Source organism: Actinomadura barringtoniae (assembly GCF_017573505.1).
GTDB classification, from domain to species: Bacteria; Actinomycetota; Actinomycetes; order Streptosporangiales; family Streptosporangiaceae; genus Spirillospora; species Spirillospora barringtoniae.
Genome location: NZ_JAGEOJ010000041.1, coordinates 18,378 through 43,013 on the forward strand (window position 1 = coordinate 18,378; position 24,636 = coordinate 43,013).

At 71.2% G+C, this 24,636-nt stretch carries 21 protein-coding genes; 10 read left to right on the plus strand and 11 right to left on the minus strand.

Annotated features, from left to right (window positions below):
- Positions 1 to 286: 286 nt before the first annotated feature.
- The 3 genes from J4573_RS52210 to J4573_RS52220 all read left to right on the plus strand — a co-directional run bounded on the left by J4573_RS52210 (position 287) and on the right by J4573_RS52220 (position 2,760).
- The gene (locus tag J4573_RS52210) at positions 287 to 898 is read left to right on the plus strand and encodes an SCP2 sterol-binding domain-containing protein (RefSeq protein ID WP_208263946.1); all 612 of its coding nucleotides are present in this window, start codon (positions 287 to 289) and stop codon (positions 896 to 898) included.
- A 117-nt stretch (positions 899 to 1,015) separates the two neighbouring features.
- Positions 1,016 to 1,459 (plus strand): SCP2 sterol-binding domain-containing protein, encoded by a 444-nt coding sequence (locus tag J4573_RS52215; protein WP_208263947.1) that lies wholly within the window; start codon positions 1,016 to 1,018, stop codon positions 1,457 to 1,459.
- Positions 1,459 to 2,760: a PucR-like N-terminal domain-containing protein gene (locus J4573_RS52220; protein ID WP_208263948.1), complete on the plus strand. Its 1,302-nt coding sequence runs from the start codon at positions 1,459 to 1,461 to the stop codon at positions 2,758 to 2,760. The genes J4573_RS52215 and J4573_RS52220 overlap by 1 nt, the downstream gene beginning before the upstream one ends.
- Here J4573_RS52220 and J4573_RS52225 read toward each other — a convergent pair.
- Positions 2,705 to 3,496 (minus strand): MerR family transcriptional regulator, encoded by a 792-nt coding sequence (locus J4573_RS52225; protein WP_208263949.1) that lies wholly within the window; start codon positions 3,494 to 3,496, stop codon positions 2,705 to 2,707. The genes J4573_RS52220 and J4573_RS52225 overlap by 56 nt on opposite strands.
- Positions 3,497 to 3,771: 275 nt before the next feature.
- Between J4573_RS52225 and J4573_RS52230 the strand changes: the two genes are divergently transcribed.
- Positions 3,772 to 4,842 (plus strand): fatty acid desaturase family protein, encoded by a 1,071-nt coding sequence (locus J4573_RS52230; RefSeq protein ID WP_208263950.1) that lies wholly within the window; start codon positions 3,772 to 3,774, stop codon positions 4,840 to 4,842.
- 75 nt (positions 4,843 to 4,917) lie between these two features.
- Here J4573_RS52230 and J4573_RS52235 read toward each other — a convergent pair whose 3' ends face one another.
- Both J4573_RS52235 and J4573_RS52240 read right to left on the minus strand, forming a co-directional pair.
- Positions 4,918 to 5,382, minus strand: a complete 465-nt coding sequence (locus J4573_RS52235) for a DUF4267 domain-containing protein (protein ID WP_243775005.1) — start codon at positions 5,380 to 5,382, stop codon at positions 4,918 to 4,920.
- Positions 5,383 to 5,459: 77 nt separating this feature from the next.
- Positions 5,460 to 6,101 (minus strand): hemerythrin domain-containing protein, encoded by a 642-nt coding sequence (locus J4573_RS52240; protein WP_208263951.1) that lies wholly within the window; start codon positions 6,099 to 6,101, stop codon positions 5,460 to 5,462.
- 127 nt (positions 6,102 to 6,228) lie between these two features.
- On the opposite strand from J4573_RS52240, the gene J4573_RS52245 reads away from it, so the two are divergent.
- From J4573_RS52245 to J4573_RS52255, 3 genes are all read left to right on the plus strand, one after another.
- Positions 6,229 to 9,450 carry an ATP-binding protein gene (locus J4573_RS52245; RefSeq protein WP_208263952.1) on the plus strand — a complete coding sequence of 1,074 codons (3,222 nt, stop codon included), beginning with the start codon at positions 6,229 to 6,231 and terminating at the stop codon, positions 9,448 to 9,450.
- Between the two features lie 388 nt (positions 9,451 to 9,838).
- A complete protein-coding gene (locus tag J4573_RS52250; protein ID WP_208263953.1) occupies positions 9,839 to 11,044 on the plus strand; it encodes a PucR family transcriptional regulator in 1,206 nt (401 codons plus the stop codon).
- Positions 11,045 to 11,273: 229 nt separating this feature from the next.
- The gene (locus tag J4573_RS52255) at positions 11,274 to 12,440 is read left to right on the plus strand and encodes a hypothetical protein (RefSeq protein WP_208263954.1); all 1,167 of its coding nucleotides are present in this window, start codon (positions 11,274 to 11,276) and stop codon (positions 12,438 to 12,440) included.
- Positions 12,441 to 12,526: 86 nt separating this feature from the next.
- Here the strand turns inward: J4573_RS52255 and J4573_RS52260 are convergent, their stop codons facing one another.
- Together J4573_RS52260 and J4573_RS52265 are read right to left on the minus strand one after the other, a co-directional pair.
- Positions 12,527 to 14,170: a sulfatase family protein gene (locus J4573_RS52260; RefSeq protein WP_208263955.1), complete on the minus strand. Its 1,644-nt coding sequence runs from the start codon at positions 14,168 to 14,170 to the stop codon at positions 12,527 to 12,529.
- Between the two features lie 153 nt (positions 14,171 to 14,323).
- Positions 14,324 to 15,484: a PucR family transcriptional regulator gene (locus J4573_RS52265; protein ID WP_208263956.1), complete on the minus strand. Its 1,161-nt coding sequence runs from the start codon at positions 15,482 to 15,484 to the stop codon at positions 14,324 to 14,326.
- A gap of 190 nt (positions 15,485 to 15,674) precedes the next feature.
- On the opposite strand from J4573_RS52265, the gene J4573_RS52270 reads away from it, so the two are divergent.
- The 3 genes from J4573_RS52270 (at position 15,675) to J4573_RS52280 (ending at position 18,887) form a co-directional block, all read left to right on the plus strand.
- On the plus strand, positions 15,675 to 16,208 hold the full coding sequence (locus tag J4573_RS52270) for an SCP2 sterol-binding domain-containing protein (protein ID WP_243775006.1): 534 nt from the start codon (positions 15,675 to 15,677) through the stop codon (positions 16,206 to 16,208).
- A 127-nt stretch (positions 16,209 to 16,335) separates the two neighbouring features.
- A complete protein-coding gene (locus tag J4573_RS52275; protein ID WP_208263957.1) occupies positions 16,336 to 17,100 on the plus strand; it encodes a FadR/GntR family transcriptional regulator in 765 nt (254 codons plus the stop codon).
- 335 nt (positions 17,101 to 17,435) lie between these two features.
- Positions 17,436 to 18,887, plus strand: coding sequence for a purine-cytosine permease family protein (locus tag J4573_RS52280; RefSeq protein ID WP_208263958.1), 1,452 nt, complete (start codon positions 17,436 to 17,438; stop codon positions 18,885 to 18,887).
- 76 nt (positions 18,888 to 18,963) lie between these two features.
- Here the strand turns inward: J4573_RS52280 and J4573_RS52285 are convergent, their stop codons facing one another.
- The 6 genes from J4573_RS52285 to J4573_RS52310 form a co-directional block, all read right to left on the minus strand.
- Complete coding sequence (locus J4573_RS52285) at positions 18,964 to 19,263, minus strand: YciI family protein (RefSeq protein WP_208263959.1); 300 nt, start codon at positions 19,261 to 19,263, stop codon at positions 18,964 to 18,966.
- Positions 19,263 to 20,003 carry an SDR family NAD(P)-dependent oxidoreductase gene (locus J4573_RS52290; protein ID WP_208263960.1) on the minus strand — a complete coding sequence of 247 codons (741 nt, stop codon included), beginning with the start codon at positions 20,001 to 20,003 and terminating at the stop codon, positions 19,263 to 19,265. The genes J4573_RS52285 and J4573_RS52290 overlap by 1 nt, the downstream gene beginning before the upstream one ends.
- A gap of 78 nt (positions 20,004 to 20,081) precedes the next feature.
- Positions 20,082 to 21,437 carry a dihydroorotase gene (locus J4573_RS52295; protein WP_208263961.1) on the minus strand — a complete coding sequence of 452 codons (1,356 nt, stop codon included), beginning with the start codon at positions 21,435 to 21,437 and terminating at the stop codon, positions 20,082 to 20,084.
- Positions 21,438 to 21,468: 31 nt separating this feature from the next.
- Entirely contained in the window at positions 21,469 to 22,365 is an 897-nt protein-coding gene (locus J4573_RS52300; protein WP_208263962.1) for a dipicolinate synthase subunit DpsA, read from the minus strand.
- Positions 22,366 to 22,394: 29 nt separating this feature from the next.
- A complete protein-coding gene (locus J4573_RS52305) occupies positions 22,395 to 23,486 on the minus strand; it encodes an NAD/NADP-dependent octopine/nopaline dehydrogenase family protein (protein WP_208263963.1) in 1,092 nt (363 codons plus the stop codon).
- Positions 23,479 to 24,633 carry a mandelate racemase/muconate lactonizing enzyme family protein gene (locus J4573_RS52310; RefSeq protein ID WP_208263964.1) on the minus strand — a complete coding sequence of 385 codons (1,155 nt, stop codon included), beginning with the start codon at positions 24,631 to 24,633 and terminating at the stop codon, positions 23,479 to 23,481. The genes J4573_RS52305 and J4573_RS52310 overlap by 8 nt, the downstream gene beginning before the upstream one ends.
- Between the last annotated feature and the right edge of the window lie 3 nt (positions 24,634 to 24,636).

Sequence of the window (24,636 nt, forward strand, 5' to 3'; positions counted from 1 at the left end):
GGATCCTCCTGTTGTCGGGGGTGCGTTCACCCGTCTTTCTTCGGAGGAGCCGATCGGGTTCCGCGCGCCGTAATCGCTCGCTCGTTGAGCATTGTGAGCGCACTTCTTGTGGGATTTCTATAAAGCCGCTTCCTTACCTCGAAGGCATATCTCAAAAGGTGATGGCGGTCACCGTGAGCCGCCTTGACGGGTGGCGTTCCCGGCCCGGAGACTGACTGCCACCAATCTATGTCCCGCAGATCTACGGGACTATCGCCCCCGGTAAGAGACCCCGTGGAGGAGTCCGATGGCCGATGTGAACGAGCTCGGGGACATCAAGACCCTGATCACCGACAGCAGCCCTGCCGACCTCAAGGCGCTGCTCGACCAGCTGAGCGCCGACGAGATCAAGGACGTGCTGGGCCGCCTGGACAGCTCCGACTTCCCCGGCCTGCTGGAGAAGGTCGACGGCTCCGTACTGGAGCGGGTCGCCCAGGGGATCGGCCACCCGAGCGAGCTCAAGCAGTTCCTTGAACTGTCGGGCGGTGACGACGCCGTCATCAACGCGTTCGTCTCCAAGGCCGGGACCGATGTCATGCTGGACCGCGTTTTCGCGCTGATGGGCGACCATTTCCTGGCCGAGAAGGTCGGCGGGGACAGCGGCACCGTCGAATGGCACATCACCACGCCGGACGGCGAGAAGGTCTACCACCTCACCATTGAGAACGGGCAGGCCGAGGGCGCGGGCGGTCCCGCCGCCAACGCCCGCACCACGCTGACCATGGCCGGCCCCGACCTGCTGCGCCTGTGCGCGGGGACGCTCGACGGGATCACCGCGTTCATGCACAGCAAGATCAAGCTGTCCGGCGACATGCTCTTCGGCGCGAAGCTGCCGCAGGCCTTCGACACCGCCGCCTGAGCGGACCGCCAGCTGAGCGGGACGCCGCTTGAACCACGTGCGCCGGCCGGGCCCTCGACGGTCCGGCCGGCGCGCGGCCACCGGCCACCGGCGCATGGCCACGGAGACGGGATCACGATGAGTGACAACCTCAAGGGCCTTCTGGACCAGATCGCCTCGCCCTCCGACCTGCGCAAGCTCCTCGACATCGAGGGGATGACGGGGGCGGTGGTCGAGCAGTTCGTCGCGGGCGTCGGCGCGGCCACGGCCCTCGACCAGATCTTCGGGCTGATGGCGATGCGCTTCACACCGAAGGGACGGCTGCGCAGCGGCGTGGTCCAGTGGAACATCGCCACCTCGACGGGCAGGCACCGCTACCAGCTGTTCCTCACCCCGCAGGGCGCCCGCGCCGAACGCGGCAACGCCGCTCCCCCGCGCGTGCTGCTCGCGATGTCGACGCCGACGCTGCTGAACGTGTGCGCGGGACGCTTCGATCCCATCGCGGCACTGGGCCGGGGCGAGCTGAAGATCCGCGGCGACCTGCTCTTCGGCGCCCTGATGCCGCGCTGGTTCGACTACTGATGGACGAGCCGGAGCGGATCCTCATCCTCGAACTGGACACCCAGGCCAAGGTGGCGCTCACGTTGCGCCGGGCGGCCCCCGAGGTCGTGCGGGAGATCGTCGAGGAGATCCGGCGGCAGCTTCCCGACTACGCGTCCGACTCGTACGCGCAGGGCCTGGAACTCACGACGGCCGTGGCGTTCGAGCAGTTCGTCGGCCTGATCGAGGGGCCGGGCATGCCGCACGAGCAGGCGCTGGAGTTCTTCCGCAAGGTGGGCGCGGCGGAGGCGGCGGCGGGGCATGGCCCGCGCGGCTGGCAGGCCGCGATGAACATCGGCGCGCGCATCGCCGTCCGCCACTTCACCGACGCCGTCGGAACGTTCGGCATCGAGATCTCCGCCGCCGCGTACGGCCAGGTGATCTCCGAGACGTTCGCCCACCTGCACCGCCTCGCCGACGCGATGTCGCAGGGGCACGCGGAGGCCGCGGGCGAGGAGATCGTGGACCTCAGCGCGCGGCGGCGTTCACTGCTGCTGGACCGGCTGATCGGCGAGCCGGCGGCAACGGCTACAGGGCCGACGGCGACAGCAGGGCCGACGGCGACGGCGCTCACGCTGGACGAGGTGCGCGAGCTGGCGCGCGAGACCGGCTGGGCGGTTCCGCGGTACGCGGCGGCGGTCGCGCTCAAGCCGGGCGACCAGTGGTCACCGGCGGCGCCGGCCGACGTGCTGTCGGGGCGGCATCTCGCGGCGCCGTGCCTGATCGTTCCGGATCCGGAAGGGCCGGGGCGCAGGCGCGCGCTGGAGTCCTACCTCAAGGGCGAGATGGCGGCGATCGGTCCGACCGTTCCGGTGGAACGGGTCGGCCGGTCGCTGATGTGGGCGCGCCGCGCGCTCGCACTCGCGGTGAAGGGGCACATCGCGCAGTCGAGCGGGCTGGTCGTGACGACCGATCACCTGCCCGCGCTGGCCGTCTACCAGAACAAGGAGCTGATCGCGCACATCGCGGCGCGGCGGCTGAGGCCGCTCAACCAGCTGCGGCAGAACCAGCGGCGGCGATTCGCCGAGACGCTGCAGGCGATCCTGGAGTGCGGGTTCCACGCGCCCATGGCGGCCGCGCGCCTGAAGGTGCACCCTCAGACGGTGCGGCTGCGGGTGCGCAAGCTGGACGAGGTCTTCGGCGACCAGCTCCACGACCCGGACCTCCACATGGAGTTCCTGCTGTCGGTACGGCTGTGGCTGGCGGCCGACCGCGCGGGGATCGAGATCACTGACCGGGAGCCGTCCGGGAGTGTTCTGCGATCCTGGCCATCTGCTTGCTGAGCTCCGCCTGGATCTCGGCGTGCAGCGACCGGGCGAGCAGGCCCTGGACCGCCATGATGCCGACCGGCCGCAGCCGCCGCACCACCTCGGCGAGCTGCACCAGATCCGAGTTCTCGCCGGACATGGCCTCCCCCAGCCCGGCGTGGTCGACGGTCAGCTGAACGAACCGGCGGGAGATCGCGTCACAGTCGCCGCGCAGCTTGGCGGCGATGTCGAACACCGCGTTCAGCCCGATGCCGATCGCGACCAGATCGGCGCCGACCTGGAACAGCCGGGGGCTCGGCACCTCGAAAGCGTCGCCGTTCCAGCGGATGAACTCCAGCTCCTCGGCGCGCGCGAGCGTCGCCTGCAGGTCGGGGAGGTCGGCGGGCGTACGGCCGTCGAGCTCCTCGGCCGGGTAGTCCGGCACGAACGCCTGAACGACCTCGGTCAGCGACATCGTCGCCGCGGTCTCGTCCGACCACGGGTCGGTCAGCGCGCGCTCCAGCCCGAGCAGGTCGCTCAGGTTGTGGCCGCGCTCCCAGGCCGTGATCATCTCGGCGATGCTGGCGAGGGTGTAGCCGCGTTCCTGCAGCTGGGTGATGACCCGGATCCGCGCCAGGTGCGAGTCGTCGTAGAAGCCCACCCGGCCCTGCATGCGGGGCGGCGGCAGCAGCCCGCGCTCCTGGAACCCGCGCACGTGGCGGACGGTCGTACCGGCGGCCCGCGCCAGGTCGTCGATTCGGAATTCAGCCATGCCCGCTTCTGCCCGCTTCTCTGACTCGCCGGAGTCGTCCTTGACGGCTCGTACCGGCTCGTATCGTACTCCGGACCTGCGGTGCGATCATCTATGAGTCATTGAGCGATGAGACGTAGCCGGGATGTGATCGGGACGCGGCCGAGACGCTGCCGGGCCCTCCCTAGATCAATCTGACAAGCGCACGCGTCAGATTGCGCGCCGAACGGCAAGATCCGGCGTCGCCCGCCTGCCTACCGTGTGGTGTCTCATTCGGACTCACGGGAGGGAACGCCGTGCCATCGACCTCGACCTCGACCGCACGACTCACGCGGGCCGACTACGACGAGCTGGGCCGTGAGCTGGACAAGCTGCGCCAGGAGGTCACCGACGACCTCGGCGAGGCGGACGCCCGCTACATCCGGCGGCTGATCGCCGCCCAGCGCGGCCTGGAGGTGGCGGCGCGCGCCGTCCTGATGTTCTCCTCGCGCCGCTGGGCCTGGTGGACGGGCACCGCCGCGCTGTCGGTCGCCAAGATCCTGGAGAACATGGAGATCGGGCACAACGTCCTGCACGGCCAGTGGGACTGGATGCGCGACGAGAAGATCCACTCGACGACCTGGGAGTGGGACACCGCCTGCCCGGCCGACCAGTGGAAGCACTCGCACAACGTCGTCCACCACACGTTCACCAACGTGCTCGGCAAGGACCGCGACGTCGGCTATGGCATCCTGCGCGTCGCCCCCGAACAGGAGTGGCACCCGGTCTACCTCGCGCAGCCGCTCTACAACCTGCTGCTGGCGATGCTCTATGAGTACGGGATCGCGCTGCACGACCTGGCTCCCGAGCTGGTCGAGTCGGGCGAGAAGACCCAGGAGGAGTTCGACCGGCAGCTGAAGGAGATCGGCCACAAGGTCGGGCGGCAGTTCCTGAAGGACTACGTCGCGTTCCCGCTGCTCGCCGGGCCGAACGCGCTGCCGGTGCTGCTCGCCGATCTGACCGCCAACACCATACGGAACGTGTGGGCGCACACCGTCATCTTCTGCGGCCACTTCCCCGGCGGCATCGAGGTGTTCGAGGAGCGGCAGCTGGAGGGCGAGACGCGCGGCGAGTGGTACGTACGCCAGCTTCTCGGCTCGGGCAACATCAGCGGCGGGCGGCTCCTGCACCTGATGACCGGCAACCTCAGCCACCAGATCGAGCACCATCTCTTCCCCGACCTGCCGAGCAACCGCTACGCGCGGATCGCCCCGCAGGTCCGCGAGCTGTGCCGCAAGTACGACCTCCCGTACCGGACGGGCGGTCTCGGCCGCCAGGTCGCCGGCCACTGGCGGAAGATCGTCCGCCTCGCCTTCCCCGGCGGCTGACGACCCAGGCGAACGCCGACACGCGCGAGGTGGCCCGGCCGGAGGGGGCCGGGCCACCTTCGTGGCTCGTGTGGATCAAACCGCTTGCGACGCGGGCACCGGAGCGGGCGCGGGAGCCGGAGCAGGCGCGGCGGTCTTGCGGGTCTCGTTGTGGGTCTCGATGAGGAGCATCAGGCCGTTCACCGCGATCACCGCGCCGGTCAGGCAGTGGACGAAGAGGGCGGTGGCCACGGAGCCGTTGTGGGCCAGCACGGTGGTCATGTCGCCGAACGCGGCGACGGACTCGACCAGCAGCACCCAGCCCAGCGCCCGGCGGTGGCCGGTCACCAGCAGGACGCCCATGCCCAGGGCCATCGCGACGTCGCGGACGCCCTTGATGATCAGGAAGCCGCCGCCGTCGCCGGACGGCCAGGTCGGCAGGCCGAAGCTCTGCGCTCCCGTCTGCGGGCTCAGGATGAACTGCGATCCGAACCAGAGAGCGAAGAGGACGAACGCGGCGGCCAGGAAGGTGTTGATCTTCTTCAGTGAGATGAATGACATTGGTCTTCTCCTTGCGAGTCAGGACGTTGCGGGTCAGGACGCTGTGTGTCGGGACCTGTGTGTCGGGACGCTGCGGGTCAGGCGGCGCGGACGCGGTTGATGTGGCGGGCGTAGCGGGGGCGGCCGAAGACGTGCCAGATGCCGCGTACCGGAGCGGGCAGGGCGGACAGCAGCGTGGCTCGCTCGGCCGGGTTGGCGTCCTCCAGGACGAGGCCGAAGAGGGTGAGCAGGGTGAGCTTGGGCGTGTTGGCCACCAGGTGGTCGCCCAGGGAGGCCCATTCCTTCTCGCTGATGTGCTCGGCCGCGAGCGGGAGGAGGGTGGCCTCCTCGTCGTCGAGGTGCTCGATGAGCACGGCCCGGTGGTCGGCCAGGGCGGCCACGAGCGTGTCGCGTTCGTCGGCCCCGGCGGCGACCTCCCAGGCGGGGAACGCGGCGTCCAGCCTGGTCAGGGTCGCGGCGACCCGCTCGTGCTGGGCCTCCATGCGCAGCACGATCTCGGCCTCCAGATCCACGCGGGCCAGCAGCGGCGGCCACAGCAGCTCGTCCTCGCCCTCGTGGTGGTTCTTCAGTCCCAGCCGGTAGTCGCGGAAGTGGTCGGCGATCACCTTGGCGCGAGCGGTGTCACCCGGGGCGACGGCCGCCACCAGCTCGATCATCAGTCGCGTCTCGCGGCGGAAGGCGCGGTGCACGATCTCCATGTCCTGGGTGTCGATGCTCATCGGTTCCTGCCTCTCAGCCCTGCTTCTCAGCCCTGCTCCGGTTCGATGGCTCAAGACTGCTTCCGGGCTTTTGGAAGGGACTTGGAACCGACTTGGAACCCGCCCCGCGCGTACGATGTCCCACGTCATGGTCTTGATCCGCGTATTGGGCTCTTTCTCGGCCGAGGTGGGCGGCGAGCCCGTTCCCCTGGGCGGGCCGCGGCAGCGGGGCGTGCTGGCCCTGCTGGTGGCGGCGCGCGGCCAGGTGGTGCCCGTCGACCGGATGATCGAGGACCTGTGGCGCGGCGAACCGCCGTCCCGTGCGCTGACCTCCTTGCAGGCGTACGTCTCCAACCTGCGCAAGCTGCTGGAGCCCGGGCGTCCGCCCCGTACTCCGGCCCGGCTGCTGGTGAGCGCGGCGCCCGGCTACGCGCTGCGGCTGCCGCCGGAGTCGGTGGACGCGTGGCGGTTCGAGGATCTGCTCGCCGAGGCCCGTACGGTCACCGACCCGAGCGCCGCCCGCGCGCTCCTGGCCGAGGCGCTCGACCTGTGGCAGGGACCCGCGTTCGCCGAGGTCGCCGACGATCCGTGGGCCGCCGCCGAGACGGCACGGCTGAACGAGCTGCGCCTGGTCGCCCGCGAGCTGCACGTCGCCGCCGGCCTGCGTACCGGCGACCCCGCCGCGGTCGTGCCCGAGGCCGAACGGCTCACCCGCGACGAGCCGCTCCGCGAAGAGGGCTGGCGGCTGCACGCCCTCGCGTTGTGGAGCAGCGGACGCCAGGCCGACGCCCTCGCCACGCTCCGCCGCGCCCGCGAGATCTTCGCCGACGAGCTGGGCCTCGATCCCGGCCCGGAGCTGACGGCGCTGGAGGAGGCGATCCTCACCCAGCGCACCGACATCATGCGCGCGTCCGTTCCCGCCCCCGCGCCGCAACAGCAACCGCAGCCGAAGACGACGCCGCCGCCCAAACCCACGTCCTCGTTCGTGGGACGCGAGGCGGAGCTGTCGGCGCTGGTCACGGCGGCGGGCGAGGCGGCGGCCGACGGGGCCCGCGTCGCCCTGGTCACCGGTGAGGCCGGGCTCGGCAAGTCGACCCTCCTGGAAAACCTCGCCGCGCGCCTCAACGACGACGGCTGGCTCGTCGCCGTCGGCCACTGCCCGGAGGCCGACGGCGCGCCGCCCGCGTGGGCCTGGGTCGAGGCGCTGCGGGCCGTCGCCGCGACCACTCCCCCGAGCGAGTTCACCGACGACCTGGCACCCCTACTGTCCGACACCTCACTGGCGGAAGGCGACGCGGCGGCCGGACGCTTCCGCCTGCGCCAGGCCCTCTGGAACTGGCTCGCGTCGGTCGCCGCCGAACGCCCGCTCGCCATCGTTCTGGACGACCTGCACTGGGCGGACGCCGCGACGCTGGAGCTGCTCAGCGGCAGCGTCAGCCTCCGCGCCCCGATCCTGATCGTCGCCGCGTACCGCGCGGACGAGGGCGAGAGCCTGACCGAAACACTCGGGGCGCTCGCCCGCACCACGCCCCTGCGCCTCGCACTCCCCGGGCTGAACGAGGCGGCCGTCGCGGAGCTCGTACGGACCGAGTGCGAGGCCGACGACGCGACCGTGGCCGGGATCGCCGAGCGGACCGGCGGAAACCCGTTCTACATCCGGGAGAGCGCGCGGCTGCTGAACGGCGAGGGCGCGCTGGTGGCCCTCTCCGACGTTCCCGAGGGCGTACGGGACGTCCTGCGCCGCCGTCTGGCCCGGCTCCCCGAGGGCGGCGTGTCCATCCTCCGGCTGGCCGCCATCGCGGGCCGGGAAAGCTCGGTGGACGTGCTGGTCAAGGCCGCCGACGTGGACGAGGACGGCGTACTCGACGCCCTCGACGCGGGCGTCATCGCCGGGCTGCTGAGCGAGCCGGGTCCGGATCGGATCCGCTTCGTTCACGCGCTCGTCCGGGACACGCTCATCGCGGACGTGAGCCGCCTGCGCGCGACCCGCATGCACGCCCGGATCGCCGCCGCGTTCGAGGGCACCGGCGACATCACCGCGCTCGCCCACCACCACGCCCGCGCCGGGTCGCCGAAGGCCGTCGGCTACTGCGTCCGCGCCGCCGAGCTGGCCGAGGCGCGCTACGCGCACGACGTCGCCGCCGACCTGCTCAAGGACGCGGTCGCCAACTCCACCGACCCGGACGAACGCGTCGACCTGCTCGGCCGCCTGCTCCGCGCGCAGATCCGTGCCGGAGCCGTCGCCGCCGCCCGCGAGACGCGCCGCGAGGCGCTGGAGTACGCCGACTCCCTCGGCCGCGACGACCTGATGATCGCCGCGTTCACCGCCTGGACCGAGCCCACCCCCTGGCAGGCCCGCACGTACGGCACGGTCGACCGGCCCATCGTCGAGCGCCTGAGCCGCCTGCTCAAACGCGGCGACCTGGCGCCCGACGTGCGCGCCCGCCTGCTGATCGTCTACGCCGAGGAGCTGGTGGGCGAGGACGATCCCACCGTTCCGGCGGCGGTACGGGAAGCACTCGACCTCGCGACCGGCCCCCGCCTCCGCGCTGCGGCGCTCCTGCTCCTGCTGAACGAGAGGCCCGTGCAGGAGGAGATGTGCCGCGAGCTGGTGGAGATCGGCATCGAGCACGACCTGCCCGTCTACCGCGTCACCGGACTGATCAACCATGCGGTCGCCGCCGCCGACGCCAACGACCCGGACACCATGCGCCGCGTGACCACCGAGGCCCTGGAACTCGCGCGCGCCTACCGGATGCCCGAGGCGACGGCGGTCGCCGAGATCGCGCTGGCGACCCTCGAGCTCATCGAGGGCCGGTACGCCGAGGCCGAGCGCCTCTACATCAGGGCCGACGAGGGGATGAAGCGGGCCGGATCAGTGCACGCCAACGGCTTCCTCCAACTCGCCCAGGCCGTCATCTGGCTGAACGACGGCACGCTCGGCGAACACCTGGCCGACGTGCGAGCCCTGCACGACATGCTCGGCCCGATGGTCGTCGACCTCTACGCCCTCACCCTCCACGCCAACGGCCGCGACGCCGAAGCCCGCCGTCTCCGCGCCTCGCCATCCCCCATCCGCCCAGACTTCTTCTTCATCTTCCTGACACAACTGCGCGCGATGGCCGCCATGGCCCTGAACGAACGCGACGCCGCCGAGGAGCTCTACGCGACCCTGCTCCCCCACCGCGACGGTCCCCCGGCCGGAGCCACGAGCATCTCCCTGGCCCTGCCACCGCCCGCGCACGTCCTAGGCGAACTGGCCGCCTACCTCGGCCGCGACGACGAGGCCGCCGCCCACTTCGCCGTGGCCGCCGACATCGCCACCCGATGGAACGCCCCTCACTGGGCCGCCGCGTCCTCCGGCCAGTAGAGCGCCGACCGTTCCGCTGGGGGCGGCCGTTTGAGGACAGGGGACAGTTCTACTCGCGGGTTTATCACTGGGTGAGTAGCGGTGGCGGGTGCGGGCCGTTGAGAAACGGGCGGGGTGCGCCAAAGGCGACCGCAAGCGATCGCTTTCTATGTGTGCTGGCGAACATTTCCGTGGCCATCTTTGACAGCCGTTTAGTATGTGGCCCGCGTTTTCTGATCTAACTTCGGGGTGTCCTGGGTCACGACAGGCAAAGGCACGCAGGGGTTCCCCGCTCGGCGTGTCCCACCCCGATGTCGTGATCCCTTGCTACCGCAGGCATGACGGCCGGGTTCGGCTTCCAGCGACCCCGCGAGGGAGCACGGCCCGTCAGGCCACGGAGGTGTGTCCGATGACGCAGACTCTTGATCATGGAGCCGTCGAGGAGCCGGTGCTGCCGGTTCCCCGCGGGCTCGCCTCGTTCATGCGGCCGGAACTGCCCAGCCTGACCGAGGAGATCATCAGCGACATCCGCCGCGGCGTGCCCGAGTACGCCCGTCCGATCGACGGGCCGTACGGGCAGGCGCTGCGCGCGAGCGTGGAAATGCACCTGGGCGCGTTCGTCGACCAGATCGCCGAGCCGGGCGAGGTGCACGAGGCGCACGAGGAGGCCGCCCGCCGGCTCGGCCAGCTGGAGGCGCACGAGGGCCGCAGCCTGGACTGCCTGCAGGCCGCGTTCCGGATCAGCGGCCAGACCGCGTGGCGCAGGATCATGAACGTCGCGCCGCACTACGAGGTCTCCCCCACCGTGCTGTCGCGCCTGGCCGACGCCGTCTTCGACTACATGGACCGGCTCGTGGCGCTGGCGCTGGACGGCTATGTGGAGGCCAAGGAGAGCCCGGTGGCCATCCTGGACGAGCGGCGCAGGCGGTTGTTGCGGCTGATCCTGGAGGGCCCGTCGGTGCCGCGCGCGGCGATCCGCGAGCTGGCCGAGGCCGCCATGTGGAAGCTGCCGGACGAGGTCGTACTGGTCGCGACGCAGCCGAAGGCCCGCCATGTCGCGGCGGCGCTGGACGGCGACGTGCTGGTCGACTTCGAGGGCGCCTCACCGCACCTGCTGATGCCGGGTCCGCTCACGACCGGACGGCTGGCCATGCTGAAGGCGGCGATCCCCGACCACCGGGTGGCCGTCGGGCTGAGCGTCCCGCTCGGCCGCGCGGTCGACTCGCTGCGGTGGGCACGGCAGGCGCTCGCCCTGGCCGCACGCGGCGTGCTCGACGACGGGCCGCTGACGCTGTGCGAGGACCACCTGGTCACGCTGTGGCTGCTGTCGGACGTTCAGCTGATCGAGCAGCTCGCCCGGCGCCAGCTGTCGGCGATGGACGACCTGACCCCCGCCCAGCGGGAACGGCTGACCGAGACGCTGCGGACCTGGCTGGTCACCCGGGGAACGGCGGCCGAGATCGCCGACCTGTTGCACGTTCACCCGCAGACCGTGCGCTACCGGATGCGGCAGCTGGAGCGAACGTTCGGGCACCGGCTCCAGGATCCCGAGACGCGGTTCGGGATCGAGGTCGTGCTGCGGGCGATGCATCTGCGTCGCCGCGCCGGCACCTGAGAATTGCGCGCCCGGTGACAATGCCGGGCGCGCATGGAATCCACGGATGCGCAGCGGTTATCAGACTCCCGGTCGAATGCTTGCCGGTCGGTCCGGCCCGTGGTCTCTTTCTCTCATGCAATTCCTTCACCCCTGAGATTGGCGGCGAACAAAAGTGCGCGCAGGACGCTCGCTCAAGACGGCCGGATCGGTTCTCGCGGTCGGTTTGGGCGCCGCGTCCGTGGCCTCGGTGACCATCCATCTGCCGGGCATGGGCGGCGGCTCCCCCTCGCCGATGGCGAGCTTCGGCAAGGCGACCGATCCGACGACGACGCCCACGCCGAGCGAGGTCGACTCCTCGACACCGAAGCCCGCGCCGACCCCCACTCCCGCGCCCAGGCCGACGCCTACGCCGACTCCCACCCCTACGCCGACACCGACTCCCACCCCGACGCCCACACCCACGCCAACTCCGACGCCGACCCCCACGCCGACGCCAACCCCGACTCCCACGCCAACCCCGACGCCGACGCCGACCGCCCCGAAGCTGTCGCTCAGCCTGTCGGTGTCGGCCGGGTCCACCAGCCCGGGCGGTGGCGTGACCGCGACACTGAACGTCAAGGCGTCGAAGGCGCAGGCCCAGGGCACGGTCGTGCACCTGTGGGCGCCGGGGGCGACCGCCTCCCCCGACTCTCAGGGCCTCGGGACGGTGAACGGGAGCCGTTCGGCGGTCGCGTACGTGCGCGTCCCGGCGACCGCCGCGGCGGGTACGATCCAGCTGGTGGCGACGGCGACCGCCTCGGGCGCGTCGGCCGTGACCGCGACGCGGACCCTCACCGTCACCGGCTCCCCGAACACGACGCCACCGCCGTCGGGCGGCGGCGCGGCCCTTCCGCCCGGCTCGCCGAGCCTGCCGCCCGGCATGACGCCGCCGACGGCGAACGGTCCCCAGGTGGCCCTGCCGCCGATCGCTCCGCCGCAGGTGGCGCCGAACATGCAGGTGGCCGCGCCGCTGCGCAAGGTGGGGCTGCGCAGCAACGCCACTCTGGAGAACAACCGTGACGACCTGACCGCCGTGCAGGCGGGGTGGCTCGCCGCCCTGCTGACGGTCGGCTGGCTCACGGTGATCAGGCTGCGGCTGGCCCGCCGTGACGACCACAAGGGCCGCCGGGCCGGCCGCCTCCAAGTCGCCCCCGCGGGCGCCGACCCCCGAGTGGCCGCCGCAGGCCGCGCCGCCGCAGGCCGCGCCGCCGCGGTCCAGAGCCCGGCACCGCCTGCGTCCCAGCGCCCGGCCCCGCCCGCGGCCCAGGCCCAGCGTCCGGCCGGGTCCACGCGGCGCAAGCCCGCTCCCACGGGGCGCCACGCGACCCCGCCGGCGCCCAGCCGCCGCGCGGCCAAGAAGAAGCGCCGCAGCTAAGCCCTACAACAACGCCGATCTTGCTCTGAGCGCCCTCCCAACGGCCTTGGGAGGGCGCTCAGAGCAAGATCGGTTGATGGAGAGTGCTAGCCGCGGTCGGCTTGGCGGCAGGTGGCTGCCTTGCAACTGCGGTAGGCGGCCAGCCAGGACGAGAAGTGGTTGAGCCTGGCGCGGATGCGGTTGGCCCGGGGTGGGCGGTCTTTCCCGATGAGGCGAGGGTCTCCGGCCAGGTTGCGCAGCTCGTACGGGTCTGCGGCCAGGTCGTAGAGCTGTCTCTCGCCGGTCACGTACTCCACGTAGAGGTAGCGGTCGGTGCGCAGGGCGGCGTACGTCGGCGGGAGGGGGCATCCCCTGCCGTGCCTGGCTCGCGTATCGCAGTCAGGGCCTTCGGGATGGTTCTTGGCCTTGCCCGCGTAGAACTCCATCAACATCGCCTTGCGCCAGTTGCCCGGCGTGTGTCCCTTGAGAACGGGGAGCAGAGAGCGGCCTTCGGTGAAGGAAGGGGTCTTGGCGCCGCCTATCGCGGCGATGGTGGGGGCCAGGTCCACAGTGCCGGCCAGTGCGTTGACGGAACGGCCTGCCGGGATGCCCGGGCCACGGATGACGAAGGGGATGCGGATGTCCTCCTCGTAGGGCGTCGTCTTGCCGGGCGGCAGCCGGTGCTCGCCGAGGTGGAAACCGTTGTCGGAGGTGAAGATGACGTAGGTGTTCTGAAGTCGCTGGGTGTCGCGCAGGGTCTTCATCAGGGAGCCGACCATGTCGTTCACCGAGAGCATGGAGCGCAGGCGGTCGCGGTAGATGCCGTCGATCCGCTTGATGTCCTTCTTGCAGAGCTTCGGCTTGTTCCGCAGCCAACGTGGCTCTTTGAATGTGCCCGCCTTGTTGAAGGAGGGCGGCCGCGGTGCCTTCACGTTCTTGAACGCGGCGGTGTGGCGGGCCGCGGAGGGCGCGGGGAGATGCGGCGCGAGCGGGGCCAGGTAGAGGAAGAACGGCTTGTCGCGGGGTGAGTCGTGGACGAAGGAATTCGCCCTGCGCGCCAGGACGTCGTCCAGGTGGTCGGCGGGTCCGTGCCCGTACGGGATGGAAAAGCCCTGCTCGACCAGGTGATAGTCGCGCTGCTGATACATGTGGCGCTGCGAGGGCACGTGCCAGTCGTCCCAGCCGGGCGGAACGTAGGTGGCGGGCGCGCTGGCCGGGTAGCCGTTCAGGAACTTGCCGACGAAGCCGGTCCGGTACCCGGCGGACTTCATCCACGTGCCGATCGTCGACTGGTCCTCGCGCCTGGCGTGAAACTCGGGGAAGCCGCCGTTCGGCGGGTTGTTGGTCCGCACGCCGTGGCTGTGCACGTACTGCGACCGCAGGATGGTCGAACGGGACGGGCAGCACCAGGAGTCGGACACGAAGAAGTTGCTCAGGCTCGTTCCCTCACGGCGCAGGCGCGCGATGTTGGGGAACAGCCGCAGGTCGGTGCGGTCGAGGTCGTCGGTCACGATCATGATCACGTTGGGCTGGGGCCTGCCGTGCCGGAGCCGGACTCCGGACCTCGACCGCGCGGCGCCCGACGACGCCGAGCTCGCGCCGAGCGTCACGCTCGTTCCGGCCATCAGGCTTCCGGCGCCGGACATACCCAGCGTGACTGCCGAGGCCGCGCTCAACTCACCCGCCGCACCGCCCTCCGGGCCGCGTTCGGCGCCCGCGTCGGGCATTCCGATCGCCAGGGCCAGCACCACCGACAGCAGTGTCGCGACCGCTACGGACCTGCGAAAACGTTGCGCCGCACGCAGGCGATTGCGTGGTCTTGCGAGCTGGCGGTGAACGGCACGGTTCAACGAACCCCCCTTTGCTGTTTTACGCTCACACCCTTCCCGACTACTAGATCATCATCACTCGGAGTAAGATTCTTTACCTTGCGGCCGCTCCTGCGCCCGCGCGTGCAGGATCATCTCGATCTCCAGGCAGCGGCGCGGGTCGCGGAGCTCGTCCCCGAACAGTTCCTCCAGGTGGCGGAGGCGGTAGCGCACGGTCTGCGGGTGGATGTGCAGCAGCTCGCCGACCTCGGTCGCGTTGAACCTGTTCTCCAGCAGGGCCAGCAGCGTCTCGCTGAGCCGTTCGGCCTGCACGGGCGTGAGCTCGTTCAGCGGCGCGAGGCGTTCGGCGGCCAGTTGCTCGATGAGGTCCTGCGCCTGGAACACGACCAGCGTCGGAACGTGGTCGATCGTCCGGATCACCTCGTGGTGCGGCAGCGTCCCGCGGCGCGCGAGCAGGGCGGCCTCGCGCGCCCAGCGGGCCGACTCGGCCGCGCGTGAGAGCGGGACGGTGGGTCCCACAGCGACGATCCAGCGCGGCAGCAACGGCTCCAGCAGGCGCAGCCGTCCCGGGCCGTCGGGGTCGGGCAGCAGCAGGCACGGCTCGGCGCCGTCCACGTCGACCAGCACGTCGGGCGGCATGGGCGGGAACTCGCGGTCGGTCACGTCGCGCGGGTGCAGGTTCACGACGGCGGCGGTACGGGGCGGATCCCAGCCGGCCGAACGCGCCGCCTCGCCGACCGCGTCCGCGTCCACACCCGCGTTCGGCCCGGTCCCCGGATCGGCCAGCAGCAGCGCGAGCAACCGGGTCCGGCGCCGGTGCTGGGCGTCGGCGGTGCCGGACGTCTCGGCGTCGTGCCCGCGCGCGACCAGTTCCGACACCGCGTCCAGATAGCCGAAGTGGGCCTCGGCGATGTGCCCGAGCACCGCGCGGTCCAGGTCGAGGGCGTCCACAGCGCCGTTCAATGTCCGCCACACCGCACGCCCCGACCGCCGCAACCGCCCGTGCACGTCGGCCAGGTCGCGGCCCTCGCGGGCGAGCTGCCGGCCGAGGTCGACGCAGCGGGAGGCGACGTGTTCGCGGGCCGACTGCGGGTCCTCGATCAGGCTGCAGAAGCCGTCGAGGAAGTCCTGGCCGCCCTCCGGCGCGCCGTCCTGCCTGGTGTAGGGGCGCAGGCGCGCGGCGAGCTCGCGGGGAATCGCCTCGAACGGGCGGGTGTCCAACCGGGGCTGTCCCATGAGAACCACTCCCTCCGCACGGAGCCGCCGCTTGTGGAACTCCGAGTCCCACAAGATTGCCCCGCGCCGTCCCGCACCGGTATCCGGCTGGATGACAACCGTGCGCGGCGGAACACGCGATCGGTGAGTATCTGGCCCGCGAAACCTGCTCATAACGTCAACGCGACCGTCGAGCAGGAGGGGACGAGGGATGACGATGGCCGAGGACAACATGGCCGAGGACAAGGTGGCCGACGACGACGTGGCCGACGACGACGTGGCCGGGCTCAGGGAGCTGGTCGGGAGGATCAGCACTCCGCAGGAACTGCGGCAGGTGCTGGACGCGGTGGGGACCGACGACGAGCTCGAGCGGATCGTGACCGAGGTGGGCTGCGAGGCCGTCCTGGACCGGGTCTTCGCCCTGATGGGGACGCGTTTTCTCGCAGGCAGAGCGGGCCGGGAGAGCGGCATCGTCCAGTGGAACATCCAGACGCCGGACGGCCTCCGCGCGTACCACGTCACCATCGCCGAGGGCACCGCGGTCGGCGGCCGCGGCGCGGTGGAGCGGCCGCGCACCACGCTGACCGTGTCGACGCCCGACGTGCTGCGGATCTGCTCGGGGCGGCTGAACGGGGTCAGCGCGTTCATGGCCGGGAAGATCAAGCTGTCAGGGGACATGATGTTCGGCGCCAGGCTGGAGAGCCTCTTCGACAACGACGCGGGAGGGAGTGCTACCGGGACGTAGGATGGTCACTGGCATGATATGTCACATGTACTGATACGCTTGATCAACCGCCGGTGTGGCCCGTCCACGGAGCCGTTCGACAGCCGTTCAACGGAGCACGGCGAGCCGCCCACAAGGAGCGAGGGTCATGACCGCCAAGTACGAGGCGCCCGACGGACTGAGCCAGTTCACCGCCGTGCGGCGCACCAGCCCGACCCAGCAGGTGCGCGAGCAGCTGCTGGAGGCGATCGAGCGCGGTGACATCGCTCCGGGGGCCATCCTGCCGTCCGAACGCGTCCTGTGCGAGACGTTCGGGGTCAGCCGGGTCAGCGTGCGCGAGGCGCTCGCCGGCCTGGAGGCCATGAAGATCATCGAGATCAGGCACGGCCGGGGCGCGTTCGTGCGCCGGAGCATCAACGAGCAGTACGCCGAGCCGTTCGCCAAGTACCTGGAGCTGCACCGCGACGAGCTGATCGAGCTCAACAAGGTGCGGGGCGCCCTGGACGAGCTCGCCGCCGCCGAGGTCGCCGAGCATGCGACCGAGGAGGGGCTGGCCGAGATCGAGCGGGCCGCCGCCGCCTTCGCGGCGGCCGCCTCGGCCGACCAGCCCAACATCGCCGAGGTGTCGCGGCTGGACGTGGAGTTCCACCTGTCCATCGCGCGGGCGACGGGCGGCGAGCTGCTGCCGCGCCTGCTCGGTGAGCTGAACGACGTCATGACCGAGTCCCGCCCGGCGACGTTCTCGCACGAGGGCCAGCTCGCCCGCTCGATCAAGGACCACCAGGCCGTCGTCGCGGCGCTGCGCAGCCGGGACGCCGCCAAGGCCCGCAAGACCATGCAGAAGCACATGGCGGCCATCCGCGACTGGTACGAGGACCTGCCGGCCAAGCCCGGCAAGGGCGACGAGGCCTGATTCTCACGAGCCGAGGGCTGATTCTCACGAGCCGAGGGCTGATCCACACGGCCTGAGGCCTGATTCTCACGAGGTTCGAGCGTCTTCGACGAGCTTCCGAGCGGCGCGCACGGGGGTCCCGATCGCGGGGCCCCCGTTCGCTATTGGTACACACGTGCAGGTCACAGGGTTGTGGAACGGACCAAATCGGCCCATCGTGACCATTGTCACCCGGCCACCCGAGAGGTAAGGTCTTCACTTGTATTACATGTGACCAGTCACCATCTGGATCGCACAGCCTCGTCCCGCCCGCGGCCCCCGCCCCGGGAGGGACGCGTGAGGAGACGGGTAGGCGCATGACCGACACTCCACAGGTGGAAGAGGAACTCGCCAGGCGCTATCGGCAGCCGAAGGGCGTCGAGCAGTTCGGCGCCGAGCCGATCCCGGACGAGTTGCGGACCGTCCGCTGGTGGGACATCTTCGCCATGGTCCTCAACTTCGTGGTCAACCCCGGGACCATCGTGATCAGCGGTGCCCTGGTGGCCGCGGGCATGTCGCTCTGGGAGGCGACGCTCACCGGCTTCCTCAGCATCCTGGTCGGGTTCAGCGTGTACCTGGTCGCGGCCACGGTCGGGGTGGACTACGGCATCCCGGGCCTGGTCAGCATGCGCGCGGTGTTCGGAACGCGCGGCGCCGGGGCGACCTCGGTGCTGCGGGCGCTGTCCAGCGTGTACTGGTTCGCCTTCCAGACGGTGTCCGGCGGCGTCGGCATCGCGGCGGTGCTGCGCGCCCTGTTCGACACCAAGATCTCACTGAACGTGATCATCGTCTGTTTCGCGGTGTTCCAGATCCTGGTCGCGACCGTCGGCTACAACTCGCTGAAGTCGCTGTCCCGCGTGGCCTTCGTGCTGAAGATCGCCTTCTCGGCGGTCATCGTCGTGGTGCTGATGACCTATCCCCAGTCCAGCTACCACCCGGACGCGGTGTTCGCGTTCGCCGGAACGGGCCACGGCAAGGTCGCCCTCATCGCGCTCTGGACCACCAGCATGGCCGCGGCCTGGTTCTCCAACTTCACCGACGCGGCCGACTTCTGCCGCTACTCGCGCACCCGCGTCGACATGTGGGTCGGAACGTTCCTGGCGGCCGTCGTCGGCCAGCTCATCTGCTCGTTCATCGGCGGCTACGCCGTCGCGGCCGTGCTCGGCAAGACCGACAGCGCGTTCGACGTGATCGTGACCGCCACCCAGGGCTCGGTGTGGCTCCTGGTGCTGATCCTGGTCTACATCGTCCTGGACAACTGGACGATCAACGTTCAGAACCTCTACACGGCGGGCCTGGCCGTCACGACGCTGCTGTCGCGCGTCGGCCGGTTCTGGGGCACCCTCGCCGTCGGCCTGGTCGGCCTAGGGGTGTCGCTGGCACCCGGCCTGGTCAGCCACTACACCGACTACATGGGCAAACTGGCCGACCTGTTCGCGCCGATGGCCGGGGTCTTCGTGGCCCACTACGTGATCCTGCTGCGGACCAGGCTCGACCGGCCCGCGCTGTTCGAGACCGACTCCCGGTACGCCTACTGGCAGGGCTACAACTGGATCGCCCTGTTCTGGGTCGTGGTCGGCTACTTCATCAACGGGGCCGTGCCGGAGAAGTACATCAACATCGTGGTGACCGCCGTGGCGACCGGCGCGCTCTACCTGATCACGATGCTGATCGCGCGCCGCCGGTGGCCGGTGGTCGCGGCCGGCAGCGAGCCGGTGCACGTCATGGAACGGCCGGTCCCCACTCCGGCGGACCGCGCGACGGTTTAGGAGACAGGAGACGGGGGTGCGCGGAGACGGGGACTCCGCGCACCCCCGTCTCCGCGCGTTCAGGCTCGTGCGCCGCTCACCCTCGGGCGCCCTCTGAGAAGACCGGGAGCACCGCGTCGATCTCCACCGTGGCGAACACACCGGCACGGGTGAACGGGTCGGCGGCGACGAACTCCTCAGCGTCCTGCCTGGCAGCGACCTCCAGAACGAACAGCTGCCCGCACCGGGTCACACCGTCATCGGCGACCAGCGGCCCCGAGAACCTGATCAGCTCGGCCCGCTCGTCCACATAACGCCGATGCTCCGCCAGAACGGCTTTGCGCAGCGGCCCCGAGTCCGGCACGTCGCGGCACAGGACCATGTGGAACGCGGCCATCAGGCGGTGAACGCGGCGTCGATGGCGATCTCGGCGCCGGAGACGTACTTGCTGCCGTCCCCGGCCAGGAAGAGCACCAGCTCCGCGACCTCGTCCGGCGTGCCGAGCCGCCCGGACGGCACGAGCCCGGCCAGCTGCGACCGGGCCTCGTCCCCGCCCCCGATCATCGGGGTGTCGATCACGCCAGGGCAGATGGCGTTCACCCGGATGCCGCCGGCGGCCAGCTCCCAAGCGGCGGCCCGCGTCATGCCGCGCACCGCCCACTTGCTCGCGGCGTAGGCGAACGGCATGCCGCCGCCCTTCAGGCCCGCGGTCGAGCACGTGTTGACGATCGATCCGCCGCCGCCGTCGCGCATCAGCGGGGCGACGGCGTTCATGCCCAGGTAGACGCCGGTCTGGTTGACCTCGACGACCCGCCGGTAGGCCTCGGGCGTGGTGTCGTACAGCCCCTCGTCGGCCCAGATCCCGGCGTTGTTGACCAGGATGTCGATGCGCCCGTGGTCGGTGCGCGCCGTCCGTACGAGATCGGCCCAGGCCGCCTCGTCGGTGACGTCGAGAGGCACGAAGCGGCCCGGCACGGCCAGTTCGGCGGCCACCTTCTCCCCTGCCCCGCCCGGCAGGTCGGCGACGATGACGAGCGCGCCGTGCTCGGCGAGCAGCCGTGCCTCCGCCGCGCCCTGCCCGGTGTACGAACCGGCCCCGGTGACGACCGCGACCTTCCCGTCCAGTTCTGCTTTCACGTCAGGCCTTCCTCTAAAGCGACTCTGAAACGACGAAGCCGCCGCCTCGCGGGCGGCGGCTTCCTTTCGAATGGGCGATTAAGCGACTTCGGACTCGGGACGGTTCACGCACAGCCCGCGCCCTCGTTCGGAGTCGTCGACCTGGCCGTCGGCGAAGACCTGCCGGCCGCGCGAGAACGTCATGACGGGCCAGCCCTTGAGGCGCTGCCCCTCCCACAGGCTGGTGCCCTTGCCGCCGTGCACCACGGGACGTTCCTCGTCCAGGTCCACCACGACCAGGTCCGCGTCGGCGCCGACCTGCAGCGAGCCCTTGCGCCCGTGCAGCCCGAACCGGCGGGCCGGGTTGTAGGAGTTCATCCGGACCAGGTCGCTGAGCGGCAGGCCCCGCTCGTGCACGCCGTGGTGCAGCATCAGCGGCAGCTCCCAGGCGAACGAGACCACGCCCGGCTTCTCCGACCACAGGTCGCCGCCGTTCTTGCGGAACGGGACGTGGTCGGTGCCGATCGTCCCGATCGCGCCGCCGAGCATGGCCTGCCACAGCCCGTCCTGCTCGTGCTCGTCGCGCAGCGGCGGGGAGATCTTGGCGGTGGCGTCCAGGTCGGGGTCGTAGGCGGTACGCGTCAGGTAGTGCGGGCAGGTCTCGACGGTGACGTCCACGCCGCGGGCGCGCGCCTCGGCGGCGATCTGCGGGCCGTTGCCGACGGAGGTGTGCACGATGTAGAGCGGGCAGCCGGTCAGCTCGGCGAGCTTGATGACCCGGACGATGGCCTCCTCCTCGACGAAGGACGGCCTCGACTCGGTGTAGGCGCCCAGGTCCTGCCGGCCCGTCGCCTTCATCTCCTCCTTGAGCATCGCCGCGAGCTCGGTGTTCTCACAGTGCACCGAGACGACGCCGTTCGGCAGCTTGGCGGCCTCTCGCATCGCGCCGTACACCCAGGCGTCGGTGGACGAGCGGATGCCGATCGGGTTGCCCGGCTCGTAGCCCATGTGGCACTTGAACGACTGGACGCCCGTCTCGGCGGCGACCCGGGGGATCTCGGCGATGTGCTCCTCACGCTGGATGCCCCAGTGGAAGCCGAAGTCGATGGTCGACTGGGCCTCGCCGCGCGCCCGCCGCTCCTTGTAGAAGTCGACGTAGCCGCCGTTGGCGTTCCGGGCGAACAGCAGCACGGTGGTCACGCCGCCGCTCGCGGCGGCGGCCGTCTCGGTGTGCATGTCCTCGTCGTAGTCGTAGTCCACGCCGAGATGGCAGTGCGGGTCGACGACGCCGGGCATCAGCACGCGGCCGTCGAGGTCGATCTCCCGCGTGCCGGACGGCAGGTCGGCGTCCGCGCCGACCGCGACGATCAGGCCGTCGCGGACCGCGACCCCGCCGTGGAACTCGCCGGTGTGGGTGACGACGCGACCGCCGCGCAGGACCAGGTCAGCCTTCATGCCGCTCCTCCTTCAGGGCGCTTCATGGCCTTCATGCGCTTCCCCTCTTCTCCTCGATCTCGGTGATGCGCCGGAAGACCCCCGACCACTGGCTGGCGCCGACGGTCACCGGGGCGCGGCGGCCGAGGCCGCGCGCCCACACCGCCCGGTGCCCGAGGGCACGGGCGGCGTCCAGGTCGATGCCGCCGGGCGGCGCGGCCAGGTCCATGACCAGGCTCGCCGGGGGCAGCCGCCGCAGAACGGCCTCGTCGACGATCCGCGACGGCACCGTGGAGAACAGCATCGACAGCCCCGCCGCGCGTTCGGGCAGCCCGGTGAGGGGATGCGGTACGCACCCGGCGGCGCGGGCGTCGGCGCGCTGGACGGGGTTGCGGGCGAACAGGTGCACGCGCGCGCCCAGCAGGACCAGGGTGCGGGCGAGCAGCCGGCCGATGTTGCCGTGGCCGACCACGCCGACCTCGGCGTCGTGGATGGTCACGTCGGTCTCGGCGATGGCGATCTGCAGCGCGCCCTCGACGATGGCCGGGCCGCGCAGCAGCATGAGCTCGGTGTCGTGCTCGTACTCGACCAGCTCGATCCCGTGCGCGGCGGCGGCCTCCCTGAGCAGGTCGTCCGGCCAGCCCAGGATGATCTTCGCGCCCGGTGCGAGCCCGGCCAGCAGCGCGGCGTCGGGCCGGATCGGCTCCGGCGAGGACGGCGCGAACAGGGTGCCGTCGGCGGCGATCCCGGGGATCGGGAACAGCGCGTAGTCCGCGCCCGCCAGCGCCTCGGCCGCCGTCTGGGCGCGGGTGACGCCCGCGATCCCGCCGTCCGGCCACGGGAAGCCGTACGCCCGTACGGTCGCGCCGGTGGTGGCGGCGAGCCGGGCGATCTCTCGTTCGCGCTCGTCGCCGCCGACGACCGCGATCACTCGCTCTGACAGTTGCATGGTTCCTCTCAAGACAGTCCCCGTACGGCTCAAGACAGCCCCCGTACGACGGCGAGGACGCCGGGGACGTCCAGTCCTCCGAGCCCGAGCCGCGCGGCGTCCAGGCCGGTCGCCGCCGGGTCCTCGCCGGTCGCCGTCGCACCCAGCGTGAGCAGGGCGTGCGCGGTCGGCACCGGCACGCCCGCGAGCCCGGCGAGGGCGGTGAACGGCAGCAGCCCGTACGGCAGGTCCTCGCGGTAGTAGCGGTGCGCGAACGAGGACGGCGCCGCGATCTGGCGGTTGGCCGCTCCCCCGCTCACCGCGCCGACCACGTCGCCGCGTTCGGCCGCGACCGGGTCGGCCGTGCCGATCGCCGTCATCTCCGCGAGCAGGCCGGGCAGCGCGTGCCCGAACGCCCGGGCGACCGCGCGCCGTTCCTCGTCGAGCGAGGTCAGCACGCGGGCGACCCCGGCCGTCATGCCCTCCACGTAGAAGGTGAAGTCGCCGCCGGTCGCCTCGACCCAGGCCGCGCCCAGGACGGCTCCCGGTGGGTGCAGCACGAGGTTGACGTTCGACAGGCTCGACGCCAGGACGTCCGGCACGGCGCTCGCGCCCCGGAAGAGGCTCAGCCCGTAGTCCAGCGCGTCCTGCCCGCCGGGCAGGCACGCGGCTCGCACCGTTCCCGCCCTGCCGGTGGTGACGACGACTCCGGACTTGACCCGTGCGACGTACGTCAGCGTCGAGAACTCGGCCAGCGGCGGCAGCTCCGCACGGCACTCGGCGAACACGGCGCGGGCGTGCAGCGCGCCGCCCGTGTGCCCGGGGTTGAGCACGATCGGGACCCGTACCGGCAGCCGCGCCAGGTCGATGAACAGCGACCGGTGCGCGATGCTGGGCAGGCAGACGACCGCCACGTCCGCGCCTTGCAGCGCCTCGGCCAGATCGGTCGTCATGACCTGCGGCTGGGCCTCGCCGTCGCCCTGCACCCCGGCGTACGGAACGGCCTTGCGCTCACTGAACGGCGCCAGCGTCATGGGGTTGCGGTTCCAGAGCCGGACGTCGTGACCGGCGAGGGTCAGCTCGACCACGGCCGACAGCCCGCCGGCTCCGGCGCCCAGCACCGCGACGGTCGTCTTAGACACGGTACTTTTCGATCTTCGCGCGATCGACCTCGATGCCGAGGCCGGGACCGTTCGGCACCATGACCCGTCCGTCCACGAACCCGAACGGCTCGGTGACCAGGTCGTCGAGGTAGTAGATGCCCGCGATGGACGGGCCGTCGGAGCCCTCGGGCTTGGAGACCGGGCACACGCTCGGCAGCGTCGCGATCCGCAGCGCCGAGCCGAGCTGCAGGTTGGCGGCGTTGCCGATGCCGGTCTCGATGGAGCCGCCGATGTCGCAGTACATGCCGAGGTCCTCGGCGATCTCCGCCTGCCGCCGCGCCCGGTACAGGCCGCCGGGCTTGGTGACGTAGCAGGAGAAGCACTGGGCTGCGTCGAGCTCGTTCAGCTCCAGGATGTCGTGGACGGTCCAGGCGGACTCGTCGGCCATCACCGGGCTGGTGATCCGGGCGGCGACCCGGGCCAGGTCGCGGGCGGAGGCGAGCGGCTGCTCGCACAGCAGGATGTCGTGCTCCTCCTGCCGCAGCGTCACGTCGATCGCCTGGTGAACCGAGGCGTAGCCCTCGTTGCCGTCCACCCGGATCTTGACGGCGGCGCCGAGGCGGCGGCGCAGCTCGCGGACCAGCGTGACGTCGCGCTCGGGGTCCAGGCCCGTCTTGCACTTGATCGTGCGGGCGCCCTCCGCGACGGCCTGCTCGGCCTCGGTGTAGCAGCGCTCCAGCTCCATGATGCCGAGCGAGTGCGCGACCTCGATGCCGTCGCGGTGCCGCCCGCCGAGCAGCGTGGAGACGGGCACGCCGAGGGCCTTGCCGGCCGCGTCGTAGCAGGCCACGTCGATCGCGGCCTTGGCGTACGGGTGACCCTTGATCGCCTTGTCCATGTGCGCGTGCAGGACGCCGATCTCGGCGGGGTCCAGGCCGGTGACGGCGTGCCGCAGGTGGTCGAGCACGATGTGCTGGACGGTCTCGGGCGTCTCGCCGTAGTAGCGCATGTGGGCGCCGCCCCAGGTGCCGCCGGCGGGGGCCTCGCCCCAGCCGGTGATCCCCTCGTCGGTGCTCAGCTCGATGATCGCGTGGTGGCCGATCGGGGTGTTCATCTTGGAGGCCCAGTTGTGGTCGCGGCGCGCGGGCAGCCGGACCAGGTGGACCTGAATGTCGGTGATCTTCATGTG

Bases quoted from the DNA above. Each gene is read 5' to 3' on its own strand.
- J4573_RS52210 (WP_208263946.1), top strand. From the start codon at position 287: ATGGCCGATGTGAACGAGCTCGGGGACATCAAGACCCTGATCACCGAC.
- J4573_RS52215 (WP_208263947.1), top strand. From the start codon at position 1,016: ATGAGTGACAACCTCAAGGGCCTTCTGGACCAGATCGCCTCGCCCTCC.
- J4573_RS52220 (WP_208263948.1), top strand. From the start codon at position 1,459: ATGGACGAGCCGGAGCGGATCCTCATCCTCGAACTGGACACCCAGGCC.
- J4573_RS52225 (WP_208263949.1), bottom strand. From the start codon at position 3,496: ATGGCTGAATTCCGAATCGACGACCTGGCGCGGGCCGCCGGTACGACC.
- J4573_RS52235 (WP_243775005.1), bottom strand. From the start codon at position 5,382: ATGTCATTCATCTCACTGAAGAAGATCAACACCTTCCTGGCCGCCGCG.
- J4573_RS52240 (WP_208263951.1), bottom strand. From the start codon at position 6,101: ATGAGCATCGACACCCAGGACATGGAGATCGTGCACCGCGCCTTCCGC.
- J4573_RS52245 (WP_208263952.1), top strand. From the start codon at position 6,229: ATGGTCTTGATCCGCGTATTGGGCTCTTTCTCGGCCGAGGTGGGCGGC.
- J4573_RS52250 (WP_208263953.1), top strand. From the start codon at position 9,839: ATGACGCAGACTCTTGATCATGGAGCCGTCGAGGAGCCGGTGCTGCCG.
- J4573_RS52265 (WP_208263956.1), bottom strand. From the start codon at position 15,484: ATGGGACAGCCCCGGTTGGACACCCGCCCGTTCGAGGCGATTCCCCGC.
- J4573_RS52270 (WP_243775006.1), top strand. From the start codon at position 15,675: ATGACGATGGCCGAGGACAACATGGCCGAGGACAAGGTGGCCGACGAC.
- J4573_RS52275 (WP_208263957.1), top strand. From the start codon at position 16,336: ATGACCGCCAAGTACGAGGCGCCCGACGGACTGAGCCAGTTCACCGCC.
- J4573_RS52280 (WP_208263958.1), top strand. From the start codon at position 17,436: ATGACCGACACTCCACAGGTGGAAGAGGAACTCGCCAGGCGCTATCGG.
- J4573_RS52285 (WP_208263959.1), bottom strand. From the start codon at position 19,263: ATGGCCGCGTTCCACATGGTCCTGTGCCGCGACGTGCCGGACTCGGGG.
- J4573_RS52295 (WP_208263961.1), bottom strand. From the start codon at position 21,437: ATGAAGGCTGACCTGGTCCTGCGCGGCGGTCGCGTCGTCACCCACACC.
- J4573_RS52300 (WP_208263962.1), bottom strand. From the start codon at position 22,365: ATGCAACTGTCAGAGCGAGTGATCGCGGTCGTCGGCGGCGACGAGCGC.
- J4573_RS52310 (WP_208263964.1), bottom strand. From the start codon at position 24,633: ATGAAGATCACCGACATTCAGGTCCACCTGGTCCGGCTGCCCGCGCGC.